Origin of the sequence: Paenibacillus sp. FSL W8-0919, from assembly GCF_038003785.1 — a bacterium.
GTDB lineage: Bacteria > Bacillota > Bacilli > Paenibacillales > Paenibacillaceae > Paenibacillus_AQ > Paenibacillus_AQ lactis.
Genome location: NZ_JBBOPV010000001.1, coordinates 6,638,475 through 6,662,953, shown reverse-complemented (window position 1 = coordinate 6,662,953; position 24,479 = coordinate 6,638,475). Strand labels below are relative to the sequence as shown.

Below are 24,479 nucleotides of genomic sequence, written 5' to 3'. Positions count from 1 at the left end.
GATCCGCCTTCCTTCAGTTATGGAGTGTGGATTGTAAGGAACATTGTAGCAAAAAAACACAAGTTGTAAATAAAAGAACAGCAGTCGGGAGCAAGAATACACAAGTCAGTCAAGAAAGCACATGGGCCGCCGCCGGGATATTCATTACAATGCTAGTAATCCATACGAATATGAAGACAGGGGGTTAATCGATCGTGAAAAAAAGAAAAGGCTTGTACAGCTGGCTTGCCGCTTTGCTGCTTGTAACCGTGTTTGCAAGCGGTTGCAGCGGAGGAAGTCAACAGGATGGCGGAGCAGCCTCTCCTCCCAAGGAAGAAGACGGCGGGAAGCAGGTAGAGATTTTGCTGGGCTACTACTCCAGCGACAGCTCTGACACCAAGATGAAGGAGCTGATCGACCGGTTCGAGGAGCAGCATCCGAATATTAAGGTGAAGACGCAGAGCGCGCCGTACGGCCAGTTCTATCAGAAGCTCGACACCCAGATTGCGGCCGGTCAGGCACCGGACGTATGGCTCTCGGACGGCGTCTATGTGATGAAATACGCGCAGCGCGGCGCGGCTAAAGATCTGACGGACTGGATCGTCCGCGATCTGAAGGCCGAGGAATATTACGGTCTGGATTTCAACAAGGACGCCGAGGGCCGTTATTGGGGCGTGCCCCAGGGCATCCAGGTCGGCGTGCTGTTCTACAACAAGGATCTGTTCGATAAGGCAGGCGTCGATTATCCTTCCGAGGATTGGACCTGGGAGGATCTGAAGGCGACGGCAGCCAAGCTGACGGTCGATGCTGCAGGGAAAACGGCCGAGGATGCCGGCTTCGATCCGGCAAGTGTCAATCAATTCGGCCTGACGTTCTTCAGTATTACCGAGGGCTGGTTCTCGGTAATGAAGTCGTATGGCGGCGGAGTTCTTGACGAGAAGGCCGAGAATTCGATCGTCAACACGCCGGAGAACAAACAGGCTTTTGAATGGATGGTAGACGGCATGCAGCGCGGGATTATTACGGACCCGGTGGATTTGAAGAGCTTCCAGAGCAATACGGCCGTATTTCCGAGCGGATCGGCAGCGATGCGGATCGGCATTTACGCAAGGGTGCAGGCGGCGAACGAGGCAGGGCTGAACTATGACGTGACCCTGCTGCCGAAGGGTCCCGACGGCAAACGGGTATCTCCGGTGATCGCGAACTCCTGGGTCATCAACCAGAAGTCGAGTGACGAGAAAGCGGAAGCCGCCTGGGAATGGATCAAATACTGGGCGACCGAGGACGAGGTGCAGAAGCAGTGGACGGAGCTTGGCGAAGCGGTGCCGGTCAAGAAATCCGTTGCGCAGTCGGATGTGTTCCTGAAAGCGGGCGAGCAGCCGGCGAACCGCAAGGCGTTCCTCGACAGCCTTGAATTCGCGCAGACGCTGGACAATAACGCCGTATGGGAGGAATGGGTCGGCAAATTCAACGAGAACGCGGAGCGGGCATTCCTGGGAGACGCGACGATTGATCAGGCATTGACCGATGCCGATGCGGCGGTTCAAGCGGTGCTGGACGATTTTTATAAAAAATAATGCAAGATCTGCTCAAGAAAGGCGGGAGCGACTATGGACAACACGCTGATCGATAAGACAAAGCCAAAAGCCGAGCTTCTACCGCACGGCAAACCCGCCCGAAAACGGACCTGGGATCATGAAGGACGATGGGGGCTGCTGATGGCATCCCCCTATATTCTCCACTTCATCGTGTTTGTGGCGGGGCCGCTCGCGGCATCGCTGTACTTCAGCTTCTCCGATTACGACATGCTGAACCCGCCTGAGTGGACGGGGCTCGATAATTTCCGCCGGATGGCGGACGATCCGATGTTCTGGCGTTCGCTGTGGAACACGCTCTATTTCACCGTGCTGTTCGTGCCGCTCCAGACCTTCCTGGCCCTGGTGCTGGCGGTTGCTCTGAATCAGCGCCTGAAGGGGCTGAAATGGTTCCGCATGGCGCATTTTATACCGGTCATCTCTTCCTGGACCGTCATTCTGTATGTCGCGGACGCGGTATTCAATCCGCGCTTCGGTCTGGCGAACATGCTGCTGCAGAAGCTGGGCCTCGCCGGTCAAGGCTGGCTGCAGGACCCGAAGCTGACAATCCCGCTCCTCGTGATGATCGCGGTATGGAAGGGGATCGGCTACATCATGGTCATTTATTTGGCCGGCTTACAGAGCGTTCCAGGCGACTTGTATGAGGCGTCCGAGATCGACGGGGCGGGGGCGCTCCGCAAATTCCGGTACATTACGATTCCTTTGATCTCGCCAACCACCTTCCTTGTCTTGATCATGAGCACGATCTCTACCTTCCAGGCATTTGAGCAGATCTACGTCCTGACGGGAAGAGGGGATATCAGCGCGGCCGGAGGACCGAACCATTCCAGTCTGGTGCTCATGCTGTATCTGTACCGCGAAGGCTTCACGTTTATGCGGATGGGCTATGCTTCCGCGATTGCGTGGGTGCTGTTCATGATCCTGTTCCTGCTGACGCTGATCCAGCTGCGGGGCCAGAAGAAGTGGGTGCATTACGAATGACAAAGGAAATCTTGTGTGTCAATACGGAAGATGCTTCGGCGATTGGTTTGCGGTGGAAGGGTATATTTTACGGAGGGAAAGAAAAGGGTTATGGGGCTTCGAGCCGTGGAGTTCCTTGGTTCGGCCTCCTCGGCGAGGATCGTCAGGCAGTCAGCTGGTGCAGGAAGGAGGGGCTCGCATGAAATATAAGCTGCTAGGACGAAGCATTGCTTACCTGTTGATCGGGATAAGCTCGCTTGTGATGCTGGTGCCGTTCGCGACGGCATTGATGAACTCGCTCAAGACCTATCGGGAATACACGACCGTTCCGCCCCGATGGATCCCCGAAGTATTCCAATGGTCGAACTATGCGGCTGTATTTAAGCTCGGAAATATCGGCGGCTATACGATGAACAGCGTGATCGTGGCGGGCTTGTCGGTTGCGGGGGCGCTGCTGTCGTGCTCGATGGTAGGGTATGCGTTCGCCCGGCTCCGTTTTCCGCTGAAAAGCGCGCTGTTCGTCATGGTGCTCGGCACGATGATGATTCCCGCGGTCGTGATCATCATTCCGCACTTTATGATTTTTAATGAGCTGAACATGCTGGATACGCTGACTCCCTTGTGGGTGATTGAGTGGCTGGCCCAGCCGTTCGGAATATTTCTCATGCGGCAGGCTTTCATGAATATACCTAAAGAGTACGAGGAAGCGGCGAAGATGGAGGGCTGCAATCCGTTTCAGATTTACTGGCGGATCTTTATCCCGATGGCCAGGCCTACGCTGGCGACGCTGGCGATCTTCACCTTCATGGGCAAGTGGAATGAAATTTTGACGCCGGTCATTTACTTGACATCCAATGAGAAATACACGTTGCCGATCGGGATTCTGTCGCTGTCCGGACAATGGACGGGAAATGAGCAGCTGATGATTGCCGCGGCGCTGGTCAGTCTGGTGCCGATTCTGCTGGTGTTCCTGTTCGCGGAAAAATATTTCGTGCAGAATCACAATATGGCCGGAATCAAATAACGGTCCCGCCAGAGGCATTGCCTTTGGCGGCGGCCGCCGGAAGGGAAGGATCTACAATGAGGATAGCCGCGTTCAGCGGTTCGCTGATCGATTACGATTTGAAGGAAGCGATGGCGGTCAGTGCTTCGCTTGGTTTTGACGGCATCGAAATTGCCTGCCGGGAGCCGCATCTGCATCCGGACATGCCGCTTATGCAGGTCCGGGAAATCAAGAGCGCCGCCGAGGATCACGGCCTTGCGATCCCCGCCTTGGCAGGCTACATGGGTCATTTCTCAACAGCTCAAGCTGAGGCTTGCGCAGCGGAATACGACCGCTTCATGGAGCTGCTGGAGCGCTCCGTGCTGCTGGAGTCGGATATGATCCGGGTGTTCCCCGGGGGGCCGAACGCTTTTCTGGCCGAGCCGGAGCACTATGAGAAGGCGGCCTATTGGATCCGGCGCTGCGCGGACGAAGCGAGGAAGGCGGGGAAGCGGATCGCGCTGGAAATCCACAATCTCTCGCTGGTGGAGACAGTAGACAGTGCGCTTCACCTGTCGGATCTGGTCGGCCGGGACAATGTCGGATTCATTCACGATGCAGGCAATATGTACATTACGGATACCGGGTACGGCGAGGAATCGGTCAGGCGGCTCGGAAGCCGGCTGTTCCACGTCCATATCAAGGATGAGAAGCGGATCGCGAGCGCCGTGGCTCCGGGAACGTTTAAAAATTTGACCCGGCACGGAGAGGAAAGCTTTCTGCAGTGCCGTCTCGGCGAAGGCGAGGTCGACCACGGCGGTTTGCTCCGCGGGCTTAAGGAAAGCGGCTATGATGGCTGGCTTACGCTGGAATGCGCGGCTCCGTACCCGCCGATCGAGCGGCTGGCCTGGGATATGAAGATGCTGCGAACATGGCTTCGGGCTGTGGAGGTGTAAGGAATGACGGATCGAATCAAATATGGCATTATCGGATGTCAGCACGCCCACATCGGCATGTTTATCGAAGAGATGCAGCGGCTCGGGTATCCATGTGCCGGTGTTTACGAACCGGATAACACGAAACTGGCCCGCGAGGTGGCAGAAAGGTTCGGCCTTGCGATCACGTCGGATCGGAGGTCTCTGCTGGAAGATGATGATGTCCGGATCATCGGCTGTGCGGCGGTCAACAACGAGAAGATCGATGTGATCGAGCTGTGCGAGAGCTACGGGAAGCATGTAATGATCGACAAGCCGGCGGTAACGAGCCGCGAGGGTCTCCGCCGTCTGCAGGCGGTGATGGGGCGGGGAAGGATTGAGATTGGCATGATGCTCACCGAACGCTTTCGCCCTTCGCTGCATACGGCACGGAAGCTGGTTATGGCCGGGGAGCTGGGGGAGATTGTCCACATCTCGATGCGGAAGCCCCACCGGCTGAACCCCGCTAACCGTCCGGCATGGCATTTTGACAAGCAGAAATCGGGCGGCATCATCAACGACCTCCTCGTTCACGATTTTGATCTGCTGCGCTGGCTGACCGGCAGGGAAGTGGAGGCGGTATCCGGTTATATGGCCAAAAGCATTCTGCCGGAGCACCCGAGCTTCTACGACACGGCAGCCGTCCATGCGGTCATGGAGGGCGGCATCACCGCAGAGCTGTATGCCGATTGGCACACGCCGGCGGGCAGCTGGACCTGGGGGGACGGCCGGATCTTCATCACCGGCACGATCGGCACGGCAGAGATCCGGCTGGAGGGCGATCCGCTGCTCCAGAGCCGGGAAACGGTGCTCCTAACGGATGCGGAACAGCTTCGGCTGCTCGAGCTGGAGGCTCCGCCGAAGCTGCTGGCACAGGATTTCCTGGACCGCATTCGGGGAGGATCTGGACAGATCTCCCACCGTGATATTTATAAAGCTTCGGAGGGCACGATTGAAGCAGACGAAGCCGCCCGTGTCATCGTCCGAAGCACGCTGGAAACCGGGCACAACCAATATCGATAGAGCGGGGTGTATTCGAATGGAACAAAGACCGATACGATTCGGCATCATTGGCTGTGGAATTATTGCGGATATTCATGCACAGTGCATCGAAAGCACGGATGAAGCGGAGCTGGCAGCCGTGTTCGATACGAAGCCTGAGTCGGCTGCAGCATTCGTGGAGAAATACGGAGGGGACGTCTGTGGGAGCTTAGAGGAGCTGCTGGCCCGCCCCGACGTGGAAGCGGTATGTATCTGCACGCCGAGCGGGCTGCATGCGGACCAGACGGTGCTCGCCGCGAAGGCGGGCAAGCACGTGCTGGTGGAGAAGCCGATGGCAATCCGGCTGGAGGATGCGGAGCGCATGATCGAGGCTTGCCATGAGGCCGGGGTGCGGCTTGCGACGGTTTTTCCAAGAAGGATGTCCCCGCAGGCGAATTACGCCCGGCAGCTGATCCAGGAGGGACGTCTTGGCAAGCTCAGCCTGTGCTCGGCCTATGTGATGCTGTATCGGGACCAGGCTTATTATGACAGCGCTGGTTGGCGCGGAACCTGGGCGATGGACGGCGGCGGTGCGATGATGAATCAGGGCATTCACACGGTGGATCTGCTGCAGTGGCTTGCCGGCCCGGTGACCTCCCTATCGGCCAAAGCCAAGGCGGTGCTGCGCAGCATCGAGGTGGAGGATACGGTGACGGCGGCGCTGGAATTTGCCAGCGGAGCCCTGGGCATTCTTGAGATTACGACGACGGCCAGGAACGCCAAGGGACAGCGGCTGGCGATTCGCGGCGAGCGGGGTGAACTGGTGATTGAAGAAGACGATATCGTGTCTCTGCAAATCGATGGCGAGGACGTGACGCTGCCTGAATTTGAGGCTTTCCGCATCATCCCGGACGGGCACCGCATGCAGATCGAAGATCTGGCGAGAGCGATCCGCGAAGGGCGGCAGCCGATCGTGCCGGGAACGGAGGGCATCCATTCGCTGGAGATCATCCTTGGCACCTATGAGGCATCGCGACAGCGTAAAGACATCAGCATCGGAGAGAAGGCACCTGCAATATAGAAGGAACGAACCGGATCAGCTGGAGTATAGGGGAAGACTCAGCATGCCGGGAAATGCATGTTCTGAGCAGGTTCTTGCATGCAGGGGAATTAGCCATAATGGGAGAAGTCTTCCAAGCTAGGGAAGTGCACAGATGAAGGAGGTGGGGATATGCACGATCAATCTTTCGGGCTCGTGAATACGCAGGTGAAGGACCGGCTCAAGGTCCGCATCTATGACAGCCGCGAAGCGATGGGAATGGCGGCGGCGGCCGATATCCGCGCTGCGATGCAGGAATTGCTGGCCGCAAAGGAACGTATCCGGATGGTGTTCGCCGCGGCTCCTTCCCAGAATGAATGCCTGGAGGAGCTGGTCCGTTCCGAGGGGCTGGACTGGAGCCGGGTGACGGCCTTTCATATGGATGAATATATCGGGCTTCCGCAAGCTGCACCGCAGCGGTTCGGCACCTTTTTGTCCGAGAAGCTGTTTGACCGGGTTTCCCCCGGAGCCGTGCATCTGCTCGACGGCTTGAATGATCCGGATACGGAGTGTCAGCGGTATGGCCGCCTCCTGGCTGAAGCGCCGATCGATATCGTGGTTCTCGGCATCGGCGAGAATGGGCATATTGCCTTTAATGATCCGCCGGTTGCCGATTTTGACGATCCGGCGCTCGTGAAGCCTGTCGAGCTGGACGAAGCATGCCGCCTGCAGCAGGTGAATGACGGCTGCTTTGCCAGCCTGGATGATGTCCCCAAGCGGGCGCTTACGCTGACGATACCGGCGCTTATGTCGGGGACGCAGCTGTTTTGCATCGTTCCTGGAGCAAGAAAGCGGCACGCCGTGGGGAGAACGTTAACCGGTGATATTAGCGAGGCTTGCCCGGCCAGTATTCTAAGGCGTCATCCGGACTGCACGCTGTATCTTGACCGGGACGCCTATGGGGAAGGTCTCCATGACTAGTAAGGCGCTTGTCCGCGAAGGCCTTCATTACGCAACCGGCGAACGGATTCGAATTACCATAAGTAGCGAAGGTCGCATTACAGAGATAGTTACAGAAGATGGCGTTGGCCGAATAGAAGAGATGTCTGCAGACGGCATAGACAGCAAAATTTCAGGGGCGGCGTCAGCTGAAGCTGGCAGCGATGGCGGCGAGGCTTTGGCCACCTACGGCGAGCATTCGGTTCGCGGCGGCGACGGAGAGGTTTGGATCGCGCCGGGACTGATCGACCTTCAGTTGAACGGCGGGTACGGGATTGACCTTAACTCGCTCCCGCTGACAAGCGAATCCGTCATTCGGCTGACGCGCCGTTTGTGGGAGACGGGGGTAACGACGTATTACCCGACCGTCATTACGAACGGCGACCGGGAGATTGAAGAGCTTGTAAGCGCCATCGATCAAGCCTGCCGGGAGGAAGCGCTGACAGGGAAGAGCATCGGCGGAATTCATCTGGAGGGCCCTTTCCTTTCGCCGGAGGAAGGGCCGCGCGGAGCCCATGATGAACGGTATATCAGGCCGCCCGATTGGGAACTGCTGCAGCGGTGGCAGGATGCCTCCGGCTCCCGGATTCGCATCCTGACCCTGTCGCCGGAGTGGCCGGAAGCACCGGAGATGATCCGCCGCTGCGTGCAGAGCGGCATCATCGTTTCCATCGGGCATACGGCGGCTACGCCGGAGCAGATTCGCCAGGCCGCACTGGCCGGAGCAAGCATGTCCACCCACTTTGGCAACGGCGCGCATCTGACGCTGCCGCGGCACCCGAATTATCTGTGGGAGCAGCTGGCATTGGATGAGCTGTGGTGCGGCTTCATCGCCGACGGTTATCATGTGCCCGATTCGGTCATTAAGGTGCTTCTCCGGGCCAAAGCGGGGAAAGCGCTGCTGGTCAGCGATGCCGTCTATTTAAGCGGCATGGCACCGGGAAGCTACCGAACGCATATCGGCGGCGAGGTGGTGCTGACCCCCGAAGGAAGGCTCCATCTGGCACGAAAGCCTGAGCTGCTCGCTGGATCAGCAATGATGCTGGCCGATGCCGTTCAGCGGCTTGCTGCATCGGGTCTATGCTCATTTGCCGAGGCCTGGGACATGGCTTCCAGCGCGCCGGCCAGAGCAATCGGACGGGAGAAGCTGTACGGGCTTACTAAAGGAGCGCGGGCGGATTTCGTCATGTTCGAGCGGAATGGAGGAAAGATCCGTATTGTCGAGACCGTACTTGGAGGCGTGCCGGTGTATCAGGCGAGCTCCTGAAATCCCGCTGGCGGCAGCCGCGGTTCCAAGCATGAATGGCTGATATTCTAATACAGGGGAGCCCTTCCGGGATGGAAGGGCTCCTTGCCTGATTAACGCTTGGGGTCACTTTCAGCTTGCTTGACTGCCGTGCCGATCTGCTCATATAAATCTTCGGCGGGTAGTCCCGAGATTTCATCAATGGCTTGTATATCTGTGAAATCACGCCGGAATGTAATCCGGTCTCCATTAGCGCTCATCGTTTCCTCCACGGCTAGAGCATTATAGTCAAGATGGCTTTTCCCCTCGGTATCCAGGCGTACTTGGAACGGAACGCTTGCAGGGAACAGCACGTCCCTAAGCTGCGATTTTGTCAGGAACAGCACATAATTTTCCTCTAATCGGATGGCATCGAAATAGGGCAGCTGAATTTTAGCTTCAATTACCTGCTCCTCCAGCGGATATTGAACCACCTCATACTTTGGAATCGCAATTTGAATCTGTCCGTCCAAATCGCCCAGCAGCTGCTCCTCTACGTCAAAAGTATAAATCTCGCTTACGTATCCGGGAGCCATTTCCCATGTCTCGACCGGCTTTATATATCGCCCCCGTACAATGTACTCGGAACGCTCAACGATGCCGGGAATATTCCCATTGACCGCATAGTCGCTTTCTACATGAACCTCAAAGGTTTGCGGTTCATTGGCGGGCTTGCTAACAAAAACCAAGGTTACTAGTAGAGAAACGGAAATGGCAGCGATAAGAAGTGCAAACATCGTCTTCCTTCGACTGGATCTGCTCAAAGGCAATACGCTCCTTAGGGTTCAGCGCGGTTACTGGATATTTCCTTTGCTAAGCTTAAATATATAAGCATCCTTAATGAAAAACAATTACAGCAATCAACGGAAAATATCATAAATAAACGAACTTTTACACTTATACACCCTGCCCATACTTCTCCGTAAGCTCTCTCAGAATATCTCTTATGCTGTCCACGAGCTCCTTGGGCTCCAGCACGACAGCCTCGTTACCCAGCCCGAGGAAAAACTTCGCGAAATAGCGCATTTCACTTGTAGGCACTTCCTGATCGAGCCGGCCGCTTCCATCGGGCTTCACGTCGATCCGGGGGACGGGGCATAATTCAGCCTCACACCGCTGTACGCCCTCTCTCGTCAGTTCGGCAATCATTCGGACATAGACGGCTTTTTCCGCCGCGAATTCTCTCCAGTTTCCCAGATGAATATAGCGGTGATCCAGCGGTTCTACCCCGCTCTCGTCGAAGGCGGCGGAATGCATGCGGTCGCAGCGGAACAACCGAAAGTCCCCGCGCATAAAGCAGTAAGCGGGACAGTACCAGAAGCCGTTGCTGGCATAAATGCCGACAGGCTGGATGCTTCGCTCCGACAGGCCCTGCTTGGTCTCATATTGGATGCTGACGACCCGCTGCTCCACGGCTGCATCCAGCAATACCCCCAGGAATGCCGCCTTCTGCTTCCGGGTATGGGTTAGAAAATCGACCCGGTTCTTCATCTCGTCAATCCGGTCACGCACATCGCCCGGCATGTAATAATAAAATTTCTGGAGCGCTGCGGACGACTCGGCTTCGAAGGGAAGGAACAAATAATGGCGAAGGGCGTGGCTGGCAAAAAACATCGCGACCGCTTCCTCCTCGCTAAACGCGATCGGCGGAAGGATGCGTTCTCTTAGCACTTGGTAGCCGCCATGCGGACCTACCTCCGAGTATAGCGGGACGCCAAGCTCGCTAAGCTCTTGCAGGTCCCGCAGGATCGTACGGGCCGAAACACCGAATTGGTCGGCCAGCTCCTTCACCGTAAACTTTCGCATCCGATTGACGGTCATCATCAGTTCGATCAGCCGCTTGGATTTCGACATGGGATCAGCTCCGTTTTTTTGAATGACTATGACAATAGTTGTCACTATTATAGCCTATACTTGTATCATAACCCTAGAGAGAGCAGAATGGAAAATGATACAACATAGCGCGCAGGACGCTACTGAGTAATGATAACCATAACGGCCTGCGGTTGCCGGAAAAAGCGATGCCACGGCTGCGCCTTCCTGTCGCTGAATCTCTTTCCATTATCATTCAAACTAAAAAGCAGGAGTGAACGCCCATGAGTCAACTGGTTGAAATGAAGCAATTGCTGTTTGAGGAGCTGGAGCATATCGTGAAAACCTCCTCCAATCTCATCATGAAAATTTCGGACAAGGATTGGGATTACCGTCCTGCCTCCAATATGCGATCGCTCCTGGAGCTCGTCCATCATCTGGTGTCGGTTCCCGGAGCCGATCTGTTGATCATGCGGGAGAAGCCTGAAGAAGAGGTGCGCCAGCTTGAAGGGGCCATCGCTGCAGACGGCGGCGACAAGGACAAGCTGATCGCATGGATGAACAAGGGGCTGGCCGACTTGAAATCGTATATGGACGGCCTGTCGGATGATGACTTTTTGCATAAAAAGACGACGCCATTCTACTTGGAGCATGGCTCGGCACAAGCCAAATGGCTGATCGAGGTCGTGACGCATGCCCAGCATCACCGGGCTCAAATGTTCAATTACCTCAAAGCCCAAGGCTATGAAGTGAGCATGTTTGATTTGTATTAATTACACAGCAGCTGTGAAGATGATCTTGGGACACCGTCCATAGGTTCGGGCGGTGTTCTTTTGCATTGGTTCAGACCGGGGAGGTAACAAAAATCCCTCAGAATCCGGCATGCGTCATGCTTTAAACCAGACTCTAAGGGATGTCGTGTTGGAATAAGATTATACAAAAATGCCGATTTCTTTTACTCGTCCTGTGTTGAAGCTTTGGATGAAGCGGTCGATCTCAGATATTGGGGCGGATTCACGTCATCGATCAACAATATGCCGTCGTATTGATCCCGGGCGATCAGGCTCTCGGGAATCATGCCCCAGCTGTACGCGAAGCGGGGTTCAAACATCCAGGAGTTTCCGGATTCATGGCTGCGATAGCGAAGATCCATGAAGGTATATGGAGCTCCCGATGCCGCTAGAATCGATTCGATCGATCCCGGCTCCGGCGGCAGCACGTCATGGACGGCACCCGTATTGTCGGCGGTTTTGCCGCTGGCCGGATAAAGACCGATTACATAGCTGTATTTTTTCACCTCGTCCGACAGCATCTCGCCCATCAGTTTAACCGGGTACGGGGAGCCCATCACTTCGGTCTGGGCCTTGCGGATGTGATCGTTATGTCCCCAGACGATGAATTTTTCCGTAGGATATGCCTCGGTGGCAAGCCACATGAGATTATCGTGCATTGCCTGATCCCGCCATTCCATCGTTTCCAGGAACGGCATATAGTCCCCTTTTTCCAAGGCAGCAGTGGATTCGATGGACAGCTCCACATATTCCTCCGCTACCCGGATTCGGTCTCCTAGAGCTCTCTCCAGAAGGAGGGAAAGCTTCGGATTGTCCGGGTAGAGCTGCTTGATATGGGCCTGATTCGCCTCGGTTTTCAATGCTTCCTGAGCTTCCTTGTACACGCTGATCAGATGTTTTTTCTCTTTGCGGTATGCGGCTGCGTCCGTAGCTACCGAATAGTCGGACAGCTTTTTGTCGGCATCCGCAAGCCGCTTCGCGAGAGCTTTATCCTTCAGCCATCCTCCGTCAAGGAGGGGGAACTGGAGCTGCATGTCGAACCCGGTCAGTACAAGCGGTTGTTCGCTGTTATGCGACGCTTTGATGTAATCGAACAACGGCAGCGTTTCTTTGGACCACCAGACGCCGAAAATCGAATCTTTCATCGTCTGCTCAGCGCTGCGGCCGCTGACTTTTCCGTATGCGATGGAGGCAGGAGCCAGCCCGCTCTCGAATGCCAATACGTTGTATCCCATCTCCTGATGGAGGAATTGGATCAAGCGCGTCTTGGCGAGATTGAATTCGGCTACGCCGTGGGAGCTCTCACCAAGGAACACGAAACGTTTGTCATGCAGGAGCGGCTTCAGCATTTCCAGATCTTGAAACGAGTCCGGCTTGCCGTCCGGGCCAACCGGCTGAATCGTATCAAGCTTATAAGCATGATCCGCAGCCCAGGCCTCCCATTCGGCAATTTTCTCTTCATGGGTTCGGGCTGGCCGGATTTCCGTCACCTTCCCCTGAATGGTGTCAGGGGCGGCTGCTTGAGCGCTCCCCGCATAAGACGCTGTGCCTCCAAGCAGGACAGTCGCCAGCATTAGCGCGGTAAAAGCTTTTCTTGTCTTATGTAGTGTCATTTCGAAAGAGTTCACTCCTTGGTCTTTGGTTTATTCAAGTCGTTCATTCGGTCGACGGTTCAAAGGGCAGAAGCACGGCAGTTTACGGCTTTAATAGACGCGGCATCCCCTCCTTTCAAAAGTCATGAATGTCTTGACGAATGTACGGGTTTCCCCATAACTCATTCATCCCAGAACAGGTCGTCCAGCGTACGGGACAGCGCCTTGCATATGGCAATGCAGAGGCTGAGTGAAGGGTTGTATTTGCCGAGCTCGATCAATCCGATCGTTTGTCTCGATACCCCGACGATCCGGGCCAATTCTTCCTGCGAGAGATCCTTTTCCACCCGGGCCATTTTCAGCTTGATATTTTTCATGCAAAATCACCTTGTCTCCCTTCTTATGAGTCCAGTTGGTCATTTTGCGATATTTTTCGGCTCACTCGATTCGCGAAATGGTGAATGGCCGTCATCGTTCCGGCAAACAGCGGGATGTAGAAGATTAGCGAAAACAGGAATACGGAAAGGAAATACTTCCAAGCGGTCTGACTGCTGCCATCCCCATATACGACGGCGCTTCGTATCCCTAAGATGAGGGCGAGGATCAAGCCGATGGCCAGTCCGGAAATCGCCGTGCGCCGGCTAAACGACATTTTGTTGCGCTGGTCATGTACCTCCACCTCATCGGAGTATATCCCCATCGCCACGCTTCGGATGCTAAAGTACAAGCTGCCTCCCAGGATGACCAGCATTTCGGTCAGAACGGATCCGCGGTCCGGTAAAAACCAGGTTTTGATTACGGCCGAAACGCTGCAGATCAGCATGATCAGAATATAGGCCTCTTTATAAATGCTGTTTTTCAGGTTGACGATACGTTCGTCATCGACTGCTTTCTTTTTAAACCAATTCATTTGTGTACGGCTCCTTTCTAGTAAAAGACAAGTTCGTGCGTTTATTACTTATCCGTATTCTACAGCTATGGATGTCATTATGCAATATATATATGTCATTTTGTTAAAAATAATAATCATGCATGAGCTTGTCCATCCACGTAACTGCCAATTCGTTATATAACGATTTCATCATGATAGCAGAAGCGGAGCCCTCATTTTTTGATCCGTTTTGCTAATTTGTTGTTTAGATTCTATCCGCTCTCCAATTGTGATAGAATTGGCAATAGGGCAATTTTGTCCTATTTAAATTAAGGGAGGCTTCGTTATGATCTATTACATTCGGTTGCGATAATCAGAGGTGCAGATTTAGAGATAGGCCCGGTCCAATTTTTTGAAAATTATGGGACAAGGGTTTATTTTGCTGCACCTTTATTCATCGACTAATCGAATGGAAAGGGTGGAAACGAAATGTCCCGTTATAATTCAGAGGAGGCATTAACCAAAGCAAGTTTGGTTGCTTCCCAAGAGCAGCTGTTTCGCTGTCCGATCTGCAAAAGTTCGATGCGCGTCAACCGGTTGTCCAGCCTGGACTGCAGCAACGGCCATTGCTTCGATATTTCGAAGCATGGATATGTCAATTTGCTGCCGCGTCCTTCGAAGAGCAAGTATGATAAATCATTGTTTGTTTCGCGCAGCATGATCAGTAACAGCGGTTTCTTCGATCCGCTGATCGAATATGTATGTGATCTATTGATCCGTAGGCGGGAATCGCATTCCGAGATTCAGACTTTACTGGATGCCGGGTGCGGCGAAGGCTCCCACCTTCGGTCAATTATTAGCAATTTGGAGGAAAGGCCTGGCCGCAAGCGCTATTTAGGAACGGGTATCGATATTGCCAAAGAAGGGATCCTGCTGGCTTCCAAGGCTTCGCCGGACCTGGTATGGTGCGTAGCCGATCTGGCGAACAGCCCGTTTGCTGACCGTCAGTTTGATGCTATCGTGAATATATTGTCGCCTTCCAACTATGCTGAGTTCGGAAGATTGCTGAAGGAAGATGGCTTGCTGATTAAGGTCATTCCAGGGAAGTCGTATTTGCAGGAGCTTCGTCAGCTATTATATGGCAGGAAGAGCAGGGAGCGCGATTCGAGCGGCCATACGATCGAGCTGTTCAGCCGTTACTTTGAGCTCATCGAAACCAAAGAAATTCGGTACCGCAAGAGACTGAGCCCCGAGGAGAGCTCTCTTCTGGTACAGATGACGCCATTGGCATGGGGTGCTTCCCCGGAGTTGAAAATGTCGGATAACCTTCCGAGGGAACTGGAAGTCACGGTGGATTTCACCGTGCTCTACGGCAAACCAAAGCCTGTTCCCGCTGCTGAAGAGAGCGTGTGAACAAGCACATTGCAGGGAATATAAACCAGTTTTGCCCCCGTTGCTAAAACGGCAAGGATTTGGCGATAATGAAAGTCGATACGTACATTGAACAAAAGGTAGGTGGATCCATCATGACACTGCGTTTGAATCCGTACATTATCCTGGATGGAAATGCGAAGGAAGCGATCCGTTTTTATGAGCAGGTACTGGGAGCCGAGACCGTGATGATTCAGACATTTGGCGAAATGCCGGCAAACCCTGATTTTCCGCTGCCTGAAAGCGCCAAGGACCGCATATCCCATGCACTGCTGAAGGTGGGCGGCAGCGAGCTCATGTTCTCGGACACGTTCCCGGGCCAGCCCGTACAATCGAGCAATCAGGTTCAGATTTGCATCATCTCGCAATCGGCAGATCATTCGAAGCGAATTTTTGAAGCTTTGCAGGAAGGCGGGAAGGTTGGCATGCCGCTGCAGGAAACGTTCTGGAGCCCGGCATATGGCATATTGACGGACAAGTACGGGGTGACATGGAATATTTCCACGGAATCCTGATTTCCGCAACAAGCATGACGAAGACCCCCTGGCGGTAAGCCAAGGGGTCTTCGTTCGTTTTTCATATCAATTGGGAATCAAGTTAGAAGGAAGGTGCTTTACGCACGCGACCCGTCCCACCATTTGTAATAAATAAGCACATGACCGGCCGGGCTCGCGACGAGCGGATCGATGACCAGAGTCTTGCCGCTGACTTTCAGCTCAAGCGCCTTTTTATTTTTCTCGGCTGCATCCACCTTGGCCAGGAAGGATGAATCCGCCTCGAAGCCGTATAGGCGAAGCAGGTCAAGCAGCATGCTGCGCTGGGTCTTGTCGGCTGCACTCGACAGCTCGATACCGCTGAAGCCCATAATTTGAGGCTCGAATTGCACGGATACGGCATAGTCCGTCTCTCCGCTTTGTTTCGTGCTGGTCATGACGATTTTGTTCTGGCCATCATCATAGATTCGGTAACCGCTGTAGTTTCCGAATACTTTTTGGCGAATGACGAGATACATTTCATCGCGGAACAGATCCCAAGGCGTCGGGAGCGCGGGAAGCATCGCTTCGGCGCTTGGTGCAGCCGGCCGGTCATATAGATTGGACATGCCGCGTTCCGACAAATTACGAATCAGCTGCAGAACCTCCGCACGGGTAATCGTACCGCTGCCGACATATCCCTCAATCGTATTTTCTCCTTTAATCCGGCCTTGGGCGTACTTTTTCCCCAGAACGTATTGAATGGCCTGATTGCCTGAATAATTGACGCCGTCGGCGCTTGCGATCAGCTCGGCCACATGGGCGCGCGTTATGTATTTGCCTCGCAGGCTTTTGTCAGCAAAGCCATGCACCGGATAGTTCTTAAAGTGCAGATAATTATAGTATTTATCCGACCACAGCTCGGTTAAATAGGTCTCCTGCAGATCTTTTCCCGTAATGCCGACGACGAGCATCCGGATAAACTCCGCTTCGGTTACGTTTTGGTTCGGCATGAACATGCCGTTCGCATACCCGTTCACAATGCCCTTATTGACGCCCCACTCAATGGTCGTTTTCGCCCAGTGGTTATCGATATCACGGAAGGTTACTCCTGCGAAAGCGCTGCCAGCACCAGCGATTAACGAAACAACCAGGAGTATTGGCACACATAATGCCCGTAACTTCAACATCTGTCAACCTCCATCATTATTTGCTAAATTGCTACAGATTCCATTGTATAGGCCTATTTTTCGACCGGTCAAGCGATTCAGGCTGCTGCTAATCAAAGATGGTTAGTTGTAACTAGCTTGCTTCCGATTCATTACTAAAGGACCATAGGACGAAGGATCGGGATGATGGGATCTTAAATGAAGGGAAGACCGTGCCGAACGAAAGGGAGAAGCTGTGTCCTGATGAGGAAAATAGACAGCTCGATATGTCCTTGTCCGAGAAAGCGGTTTCCATGCATCCTAGTCTGAAAGTCAGTGGGTCGTCATGCCTATTGGAAGGCAACTTTCGATTAAGGTACAATAGCCTTTGGTATATATTAGGAAAAGAGGCGATTGTGATGAGATTCATGCGGAAATGGCTGCTCATGGTCTGCGGCCTTTTGCTTGCAGTCTCCAGCATGATGCCGCTGACGGCGCATGCGGCGGACCAGAAATGGATTAATCAGGTATGGAATGATTACAAAGCGTACAATAAGAAAACCGTAAATGCTTATAACAATTACCAGAAGCAAATTGATAAGCAATATAAGCAGTTCTATGATGCTTCCCATGCGTCCTTGGATCAATTGGAGAAGACGCTGCTGGACGATCAGAAGCTATGGAACGAGAAGCTGGAGGCGGATCTCGAGCAGTTGAAGGCGAAGTATGAGGGAAATCGGGATATCCAGGATAAGCTTCGTGAGTATGCCCGGGAGATCAATCCCACCTCGATGAGAAGTTCAATGTGGAAGTATGTCTCGGAGGCGAAACGACATTATATGAGCAGCACATTGTGGAAGCTGGATAAGGAAATGAGCGATACTTATCTGAACAGCATGATGTGGACCTACAAAAAAACGATTACTCCGACCTATTTGAACAGCGCGGCATGGAAAATGTCGAAAAATGTCAATGAAAATTATTTGAATAGTCCGATGTGGAAGCTGAAAAACGGCTCCAACGCGCATTATCTGAATAGCCCGATATGGAAGTATAAAAAAGGACAGATCAGCAAGTCAGCCGCCAAGAGCCAGTACAGCAAGCTGTTTAAGACACAGACTGCTGCCCTGTCCAAGAGCAACGCAGCTCTGAAGCAGCAGATTACGGCTATGGCAAGCGGCACGGAGAAGAAGCTCGGCGAGCTGTATGCGGATTCGGTGAAATCCTTGGAAGCTCAGCGGGAAGAGACGCTGAGCCGAATTTCGAAGCTCCGTGCCGAAATTACGGGTGAGGGCTTTACTTGGGAGCCGCTGCTGATTAAAGAATAACAAGCGTCGAAACATGATCATCCTATAGTAAACGTATAGCCGCTTCCGGCGAGACTGTTAGACAGTCCTTCCGGAGCGGCTTTATTTTATTTTTTATCGATTTATCAAAAGGGCCGCTTATAGGCGAAACCACACGTTCATTCATGGGGCCGGATGAATGCTGGTGATGGCCTTTAGTCCTCCCCCCTCATACGTCCCAAGTCATATTTTTTATGAAAATGAAAACAAGAAAATGCAGGATATACTTTGACTTGCAAGCATTTCTCGAATAGTATTATGAATGTAACCTAACAAAAACTAACACAAATAACACGCATAACACACATGGGTTGGTACGGTTCTACAAATATGCTTAAGTAGGTTGATACGATGAAATCAAAAGTAACCATTCAAGAAATTGCGGATTTTACGGGCGTGTCCAAATTTGCGGTGTCCCGTGCGCTATCCGGCAAGTCGGGCGTCAGCCCGCAGACAAGGGAAATGATACTGAAGGCTGCCGGGCAGCTGGGGTATTTCAAGGATCAGCCCGGACATACGGCCGGTCGTTCCGAGCTTCAGGATCCGGAAAACCGTAAATGGGCAGGGGCTGTTCTCGTCCTCTTCCCTAACGTGCGGTACCAAAATCGGGAGTCTCTGTACTGGGGGCCTGTCTTCGACGGGATCTCTACCCGTTTAAATCAACGGGGCCTTGACATTCTGACACTGACCGAGCCGTCTAATGACCATATGTTCTCGCTGTTGAACCCGCAGGGCCTGCTCGGGATTGTCACCGTAGGCTCCGTGTCGACGCAAAATTTGATGGATATCAAAAAATTGAACATTCCCGTCGTCATGGTGGATCATATGGACCCGGCATTTCAGTCGGATACGGTGTTCACCGACAATTTGTACGGCATGCGGCAAATGATGACCAAGCTGGTGAGCCGGGGATACAAGAAGTACCAGTTCATTGGCAACATAAGCGATGCGCCGAGTTTTTACGAGCGGTATCTTGGGTTCACATCCGTGCTGGCCGATTACAAAATCGAGCATCGTCAAATCCCCGAGCTGATCAGTCCCGAGATTGACCAGGATCTGGCAGCAACGTTGAGCAAGGCTTTAGCAGGTCAAGAGCTGCCGGAGGTGTTCGTATGCAATAACGACATCACGGCAATGTTTGCGATGGATATTTTGAAGCAGCGAGGAATCGAGGTTCCGGGGGATGTACAATTCACCGGATTCGACAATACTTATGATCAGCTGCCCATTCTGGCTACGGTCAATATCGACAAGGAATTGCTCGGAATGAGGGCTGTAGATCAATTGTTGTGGCGGATTACGAACCCGGATTCCGGTTACGAGAGGATCCTGATCCAGGCTGACGTCATCGTCAGGGATCTTCAGCAGCCTTCCCGGGGAGAGACCGATTAGATTATAGCTCCATGGGGTGTATACGCATGGCTCCGATGCGGATTGAAGCATCGGGGCCTTTTTATATTCATAACAAACAAATAACATTTTAGGGGAATGGATGGTGGGAAATCAAGTAGGCGGAAAAGATGTCGATTCCTTGTGTTTAAAGGGGTTTTAAGGCGATGACGACATATTTCAACATACAAAATGAGTTGATTATTAATAACTAGAATGGATTATAATCGAAAAATATTAGGTTTGTTGTTATTTAAAAAATAATAAATATTGACGACTAGAAAAACTGATGTTATATTTTTTGGCAAACATAGATAACGGAATGGAGGGGGCATACCGAGGTTCAAGATGTTCCGTTTATCCAAAACCATCGCATCCGGGAACGACATCAAGTTAAATCGTGCTTTTACAAATAAGGGAGGTTTTTAAAGTGAGAAAAATGAAAGGGCTTTCTTTATTGCTTATCTGCTTGATGTTTGTCATCACTGCCTGCAGCGGCGGAGGCGGCGCCCAGACGGAAGCTCCCAAGACCGAGCCCGCACCGGCTGCGGAACAGGCGGGAAGCGAAACGCCGAAGGAAGAAGAGCCGGCACAGCCGGCGGCCGAGCCGGTTGACCTGGGCGGCCGAGTGATCAAGGTTGCCGCCTGGTGGGACCTGACGCCGGCGGGCAATACGGCCGACGAGAAGGCGCGCCTAGAGAAGATCGCCGAGGTCGAGAAGAAGTACAATGTCAAAATCGAGTTCGTTAACGTGCCCTTCGAGGAATATATGAACAAGTTTACGACGAGCGTGCTGGCCGGCGAGCCGTTTGCCGATATCGTGCAGCTGGAGTACAAGTCGGCTTTGCCTGCGATCATGAAAGGTCAGCTCCTGCCGATCAGCGAGTTTACGACCGATCAGAACAACATAAACAATGAGGCGAATCTGCAGATGAAATACCCTGCCATCGGCGGCGGCGAATACGGGTTCGACAACCCGATCTCCCTCGGGCTTGGGCTGCATTATAACCGCGAGCTGTTCAAGAAGCACGGTCTTCCGGATCTTCAGGAGCTGCATGCCAAGGGCGAATGGAACTGGGATAAGTTCATGGAGATTGCCAAACAGGCAACGAAGGATACGAACAATGACGGCAAGACGGACGTGTGGGGCTTCTCGGGCTGGGCAATCGACGCCGTGAAGCATTTCACCGCAGCCAACGGCGGGAAAATCGTCGACGATGCGAACGGCAAAGAAGGCTTGTCCGATCCGAAAACGCTGGAGGCCGCCGAATTCGTTAACCGTCTCTATAACGTCGAGAAGGTGGTCAAGGTGAAGAGCGGCAACAAGACGAACTGGGAAGAAACGAACACGTTCAAGGACGGAGATGTCGCCATGTTCCCGGCTGCGGAATGGATGCTGGGCGACGTGACCTTCGAAGTCGGCATCGTACCGATTCCGAACGGACCGCAAGGCTCGCCGGAGGCGACCTACGCGAATACGGCCGCTTCCGCGAAGTTCATTCCGAAGGGCGTCGAAGATCCGGCCATCGTCTATCAAATCTATGAAGAAACGTTCGACATCCAATCGACGGAGGAATATCCGGGACAGGACTACCTGGAGGGCATTTACACCAATCAGGAAGATATCGACATGATCCGCGAGCATATTGCGGGAACCGGCGTAATTACGGTTGACGAAGCGTATACGGATTATCCGACGGGTGCATTCATCGAGGACATTATCGTAAACAACCAATCCGTGACGGCGACGGCTGAAAAATACAAGCAGCAGGCGCAGGCCGCCGTCGACAAAATGGGCAAATAAGACGGATGGACGGGGGGCGAAGAGCGGCAGCCTAAGCCTCCCTTCTCCTGATAAGGGGGATGAACATTGACACGCCAATTGCAGCTGAAAAAATGGATGGGCAGACTCCTGATCCTTTTGTTGATCGTCGCGGCCCTGATGCTGTTCTTCAACCGGGGCAAGGATGATCCCGGCGAAATGCTGATCGGTGCTCCGGCGGAATGGAAGCTTGAACGTCCGGCCTCTTTGATACAGACCGGTGCTCAGGCCGGCAAAGCGATGCCCTACGTTCAGTATTTGTCGAAATATGAAGGTAGCGGTCGACCGGGACAAGAAATCATCATCCCCGCTTCCGAGTACAGCCGTGCAGAAGGCGGAGAATTCCGGAAGCTCGACCATTATGAAGGCAGGCCCGGCACATCGCTCTACACCGGCGAGAAGGGCGAGGTGGAGTGGAAGCTCCGAGTGCAGGAAGAGGGACTATACAATCTGTCCGTGCTGTATTACCCAGTAGAGGGAAAAAGCTCCTCGATCGAGCGCTCGCTTCGGATCGATGGCAGCATTCCTTTTCAGGAAGCCGCTTATTTACAGTTCGACCGGATTTGGGGCAATGCGAAAGACAGTGTGGACCGGGACAATCAGGGCAATGACCTTAGGCCAAGGCAAATAGAGCACCCCGCGTGGATCGAGGCGGTATTGAAAGATGCGGACGGCTATGAAACCGAGCCGTTTCTATTCTACTTCACGGAGGGCGAGCATACGATCTCGCTTACCGCCGCCAGGGAGCCGATGGTGATCCGGGAGCTGAGGCTGCTTCAGCAGCCGGAACCGCTTCCTTACTCCGAAGCGAGAGCCAAATACGAAGCCGAGGGAACACCGCAAACCGAGGGAATCCTGCTTGAGATCCAAGCGGAAGCGTCAACGGCCAAATCCTCCCCGACGCTGTATCCGCTGAGCGAGCGTGCAAGTCCGAGCGTGCGCCCGTACAGCGCATCCGAGGTACGGATCAATACGATCGGCGGCTTTAACTGGCGACTGCCGGGTCAGTGGATCGAGTGGGAGCTGGACGTGCCGGAAACGGGGCTGTACAAAATCGCCTTCAAATCCCAGCAAAATTTCGTAAGAGGGATATATTCCACGCGGAAGCTGACGATTGACGGGAAAGTGCCATTTGACGAGATGAATCGTATTCCGTTCCGCTTCAAGAACGGGTACCGAATGGATGTGCTTGGCGGCGAGGAGCCGTACCTGTTCCACTTGACGCGCGGGAAGCATGTGCTGCGCCTTGAAGTGAGCCTCGGCGAATTCGCTCCGCTGATTCACGAAGTGGAGGACAGCTTGCTGAATCTGAATGCGATGTACCGCAAAATTTTAATGATCACCGGCACCAATCCGGATGAGTTCCGGGATTATCGGGTGGAGCAGCGCATTCCTGAGCTGATTGAGACTTTGCAGTTTGAAAGCGACAGATTGAAAGCGATCGCCGCCCGTTTGGTAGAGCTGTCGGGACAGTCCGGCGATCAGGAGGCGCTGCTGAAGACCATGGTGCTGCAGCTCGATGAGATGATTGCCAAGCCCGACACGATTCCGCGCCGGCTGGAGGCATACAAGACCAACACCGGAGGCCTCGGTACATGGCTGCAGCAGGCCAGGGAGCAGCCGCTTGAGCTCGATGCCTTATATGTCGCTTCTCCTGACGTCAAGCTGCCGAAGAGCGGAATGGGGGCAGGAGATAAAGTAAAGCACGAGCTGAATACCTTTGCCAGCTCCTTCTTCATCGATTACAACAACATCGGCAATGTGACGGATGGGAAGAATCAGCATTCGATTACCGTATGGATCGGCAGCGGCCGGGATCAGGCGAATACGGTAAAGGCCATGATTGACGAGACCTTTACGCCCGAGACAGGGATCAGCGTCAATCTGAAGCTGGTCAACATGGGTACGCTCCTGCCCGCAACGCTGTCCGGTCAAGGACCGGATGTTGCCATGCAAATCGGCAACGACCTGCCGGTGAACTTCGCGATGCGCAATTCGGCGGCGGATCTGACGCAGTTTGCAGATTTCGATGCCGTTGCGGGCCGGTTCCGGGACAGCGCGCTGGTACCGTATCAATACCGCGGGGGCGTATACGCCCTGCCGGAGACGCAGACGTTCAACATGATGTTCTACCGGAAGGATGTGCTCGAGGAGCTTGGGCTGGAGGTGCCGGAAACGTGGGACGAAGTGGCAAGCATGCTGGCCGTGCTGAACAAGAACCATATGCAGTTCGGGCTTCCCGTCGTTGCGCAGGCGCCCGACCAGTGGACCACGCTGCCGCCAAACTCCATGTTTGCGGCCCTGCTCATGCAATCGGGGGGACAGTTCTACCGCAACCATGACCGGGAGTCGGATCTGGATTCGAAACCCGCGCTCGAAGCCTTTAAGCGATGGACCGAGTACTACACCGACTACAAGCTTGAGCGGGAGTATGATTTTGCGAACCGCTTCCGTACCGGTCAGATGCCGATCGGCATTTCCGATTACACGACGTATAATCAGCTGTCCGTCTTTGCACCGGAGATTCGCGGCGTATGGGGATTTGCCCCGATTCCCGGAACCGTACGAGAGGATGGAACGATTGACCGGACCGTACCGAGCGGAGGCAGCGCAGTCCTGATGCTCGAAGATGCGAAGGATAAGGAGGCCGCCTGGGAATTCCTCAAATGGTGGACCAGCGACATGACGCAGACGAACTTCGGGCGGGAGATGGAAGGATTGATGGGGGCCGCCGCGCGTTATCCGACAGCAAATATCAAGGCGCTGGACAGCCTGCCTTGGCCCGTGGCCGATTATGAAAATTTAAAAGCCCAGTTTGAATGGGTTCGGGGAATTCCGGAGGTGCCGGGAGGCTACTCCACGGGAAGACATCTGTTCAACGCGTTCTACCGTGCGGTGATCAGCGGTGTCGAGCCGCGGGAGGCTCTGATGGATTCTGTTCAGTATATTCATGATGAAATTCGAACCAAGCAAGAAGAATTCGGCGTGCCGGAGGGATAGGGGGGAATCC

21 protein-coding genes are annotated in these 24,479 nt (G+C 53.8%); 15 read left to right on the top strand and 6 right to left on the bottom strand.

All coding sequences use genetic code 11. From position 1 onward, the window contains the following. Positions 1 to 194 precede the first annotated feature (194 nt). From NST44_RS30085 to NST44_RS30050, 8 genes are all read left to right on the top strand, one after another. Positions 195 to 1,556, top strand: coding sequence for an ABC transporter substrate-binding protein (locus NST44_RS30085; protein ID WP_340901369.1), 1,362 nt, complete (start codon positions 195 to 197; stop codon positions 1,554 to 1,556). Positions 1,557 to 1,589: 33 nt separating this feature from the next. After that, positions 1,590 to 2,555, top strand: a complete 966-nt coding sequence (locus NST44_RS30080; protein WP_007131533.1) for a carbohydrate ABC transporter permease — start codon at positions 1,590 to 1,592, stop codon at positions 2,553 to 2,555. Between the two features lie 178 nt (positions 2,556 to 2,733). Beyond that, the gene (locus NST44_RS30075) at positions 2,734 to 3,558 is read left to right on the top strand and encodes a carbohydrate ABC transporter permease (RefSeq protein WP_007131534.1); all 825 of its coding nucleotides are present in this window, start codon (positions 2,734 to 2,736) and stop codon (positions 3,556 to 3,558) included. Positions 3,559 to 3,614: 56 nt separating this feature from the next. Then, positions 3,615 to 4,472, top strand: a complete 858-nt coding sequence (locus NST44_RS30070) for a sugar phosphate isomerase/epimerase family protein (protein ID WP_340901368.1) — start codon at positions 3,615 to 3,617, stop codon at positions 4,470 to 4,472. 3 nt (positions 4,473 to 4,475) lie between these two features. Further along, a complete protein-coding gene (locus NST44_RS30065) occupies positions 4,476 to 5,513 on the top strand; it encodes a Gfo/Idh/MocA family protein (RefSeq protein ID WP_340901367.1) in 1,038 nt (345 codons plus the stop codon). Positions 5,514 to 5,529: 16 nt separating this feature from the next. Beyond that, a complete protein-coding gene (locus NST44_RS30060) occupies positions 5,530 to 6,552 on the top strand; it encodes a Gfo/Idh/MocA family protein (protein ID WP_007131537.1) in 1,023 nt (340 codons plus the stop codon). A gap of 150 nt (positions 6,553 to 6,702) precedes the next feature. Then, on the top strand, positions 6,703 to 7,491 hold the full coding sequence (locus tag NST44_RS30055) for a glucosamine-6-phosphate deaminase (RefSeq protein ID WP_251536695.1): 789 nt from the start codon (positions 6,703 to 6,705) through the stop codon (positions 7,489 to 7,491). Further along, on the top strand, positions 7,484 to 8,776 hold the full coding sequence (locus NST44_RS30050; RefSeq protein WP_340901366.1) for an N-acetylglucosamine-6-phosphate deacetylase: 1,293 nt from the start codon (positions 7,484 to 7,486) through the stop codon (positions 8,774 to 8,776). The genes NST44_RS30055 and NST44_RS30050 overlap by 8 nt, the downstream gene beginning before the upstream one ends. A 92-nt stretch (positions 8,777 to 8,868) precedes the next feature. Here NST44_RS30050 and NST44_RS30045 read toward each other — a convergent pair whose 3' ends face one another. Together NST44_RS30045 and NST44_RS30040 are read right to left on the bottom strand one after the other, a co-directional pair. Further along, positions 8,869 to 9,558, bottom strand: a complete 690-nt coding sequence (locus NST44_RS30045; protein ID WP_138919351.1) for a hypothetical protein — start codon at positions 9,556 to 9,558, stop codon at positions 8,869 to 8,871. Positions 9,559 to 9,691: 133 nt separating this feature from the next. Beyond that, positions 9,692 to 10,648: a helix-turn-helix transcriptional regulator gene (locus NST44_RS30040; RefSeq protein WP_007131541.1), complete on the bottom strand. Its 957-nt coding sequence runs from the start codon at positions 10,646 to 10,648 to the stop codon at positions 9,692 to 9,694. A gap of 242 nt (positions 10,649 to 10,890) precedes the next feature. On the opposite strand from NST44_RS30040, the gene NST44_RS30035 reads away from it, so the two are divergent. Next, positions 10,891 to 11,379, top strand: coding sequence for a DinB family protein (locus tag NST44_RS30035; protein ID WP_007131542.1), 489 nt, complete (start codon positions 10,891 to 10,893; stop codon positions 11,377 to 11,379). A gap of 182 nt (positions 11,380 to 11,561) precedes the next feature. Here NST44_RS30035 and NST44_RS30030 read toward each other — a convergent pair whose 3' ends face one another. From NST44_RS30030 to NST44_RS30020, 3 genes are all read right to left on the bottom strand, one after another. Further along, positions 11,562 to 13,010 carry an erythromycin esterase family protein gene (locus NST44_RS30030; protein WP_340901364.1) on the bottom strand — a complete coding sequence of 483 codons (1,449 nt, stop codon included), beginning with the start codon at positions 13,008 to 13,010 and terminating at the stop codon, positions 11,562 to 11,564. A gap of 161 nt (positions 13,011 to 13,171) precedes the next feature. Continuing rightward, positions 13,172 to 13,366, bottom strand: a complete 195-nt coding sequence (locus NST44_RS30025) for a helix-turn-helix transcriptional regulator (RefSeq protein ID WP_007131544.1) — start codon at positions 13,364 to 13,366, stop codon at positions 13,172 to 13,174. Between the two features lie 23 nt (positions 13,367 to 13,389). Beyond that, positions 13,390 to 13,899: a DUF6773 family protein gene (locus NST44_RS30020; RefSeq protein WP_007131545.1), complete on the bottom strand. Its 510-nt coding sequence runs from the start codon at positions 13,897 to 13,899 to the stop codon at positions 13,390 to 13,392. Positions 13,900 to 14,349: 450 nt separating this feature from the next. Between NST44_RS30020 and NST44_RS30015 the strand changes: the two genes are divergently transcribed. Both NST44_RS30015 and NST44_RS30010 read left to right on the top strand, forming a co-directional pair. Continuing rightward, positions 14,350 to 15,273, top strand: coding sequence for a putative RNA methyltransferase (locus tag NST44_RS30015; RefSeq protein WP_007131546.1), 924 nt, complete (start codon positions 14,350 to 14,352; stop codon positions 15,271 to 15,273). 113 nt (positions 15,274 to 15,386) lie between these two features. Beyond that, positions 15,387 to 15,806, top strand: a complete 420-nt coding sequence (locus NST44_RS30010; RefSeq protein ID WP_007131547.1) for a VOC family protein — start codon at positions 15,387 to 15,389, stop codon at positions 15,804 to 15,806. Between the two features lie 98 nt (positions 15,807 to 15,904). Here the strand turns inward: NST44_RS30010 and NST44_RS30005 are convergent, their stop codons facing one another. After that, the gene (locus tag NST44_RS30005) at positions 15,905 to 16,954 is read right to left on the bottom strand and encodes an S-layer homology domain-containing protein (RefSeq protein ID WP_007131548.1); all 1,050 of its coding nucleotides are present in this window, start codon (positions 16,952 to 16,954) and stop codon (positions 15,905 to 15,907) included. Between the two features lie 377 nt (positions 16,955 to 17,331). Between NST44_RS30005 and NST44_RS30000 the strand changes: the two genes are divergently transcribed. The 4 genes from NST44_RS30000 (at position 17,332) to NST44_RS29985 (ending at position 24,469) form a co-directional block, all read left to right on the top strand. Further along, on the top strand, positions 17,332 to 18,240 hold the full coding sequence (locus tag NST44_RS30000) for a hypothetical protein (protein WP_028405814.1): 909 nt from the start codon (positions 17,332 to 17,334) through the stop codon (positions 18,238 to 18,240). Between the two features lie 369 nt (positions 18,241 to 18,609). Next, complete coding sequence (locus NST44_RS29995; RefSeq protein ID WP_007131550.1) at positions 18,610 to 19,650, top strand: LacI family DNA-binding transcriptional regulator; 1,041 nt, start codon at positions 18,610 to 18,612, stop codon at positions 19,648 to 19,650. Positions 19,651 to 20,077: 427 nt separating this feature from the next. Then, positions 20,078 to 21,451 (top strand): ABC transporter substrate-binding protein, encoded by a 1,374-nt coding sequence (locus tag NST44_RS29990; protein WP_007131551.1) that lies wholly within the window; start codon positions 20,078 to 20,080, stop codon positions 21,449 to 21,451. 66 nt (positions 21,452 to 21,517) lie between these two features. After that, positions 21,518 to 24,469 carry an extracellular solute-binding protein gene (locus NST44_RS29985; protein WP_007131552.1) on the top strand — a complete coding sequence of 984 codons (2,952 nt, stop codon included), beginning with the start codon at positions 21,518 to 21,520 and terminating at the stop codon, positions 24,467 to 24,469. Positions 24,470 to 24,479 lie beyond the last annotated feature (10 nt).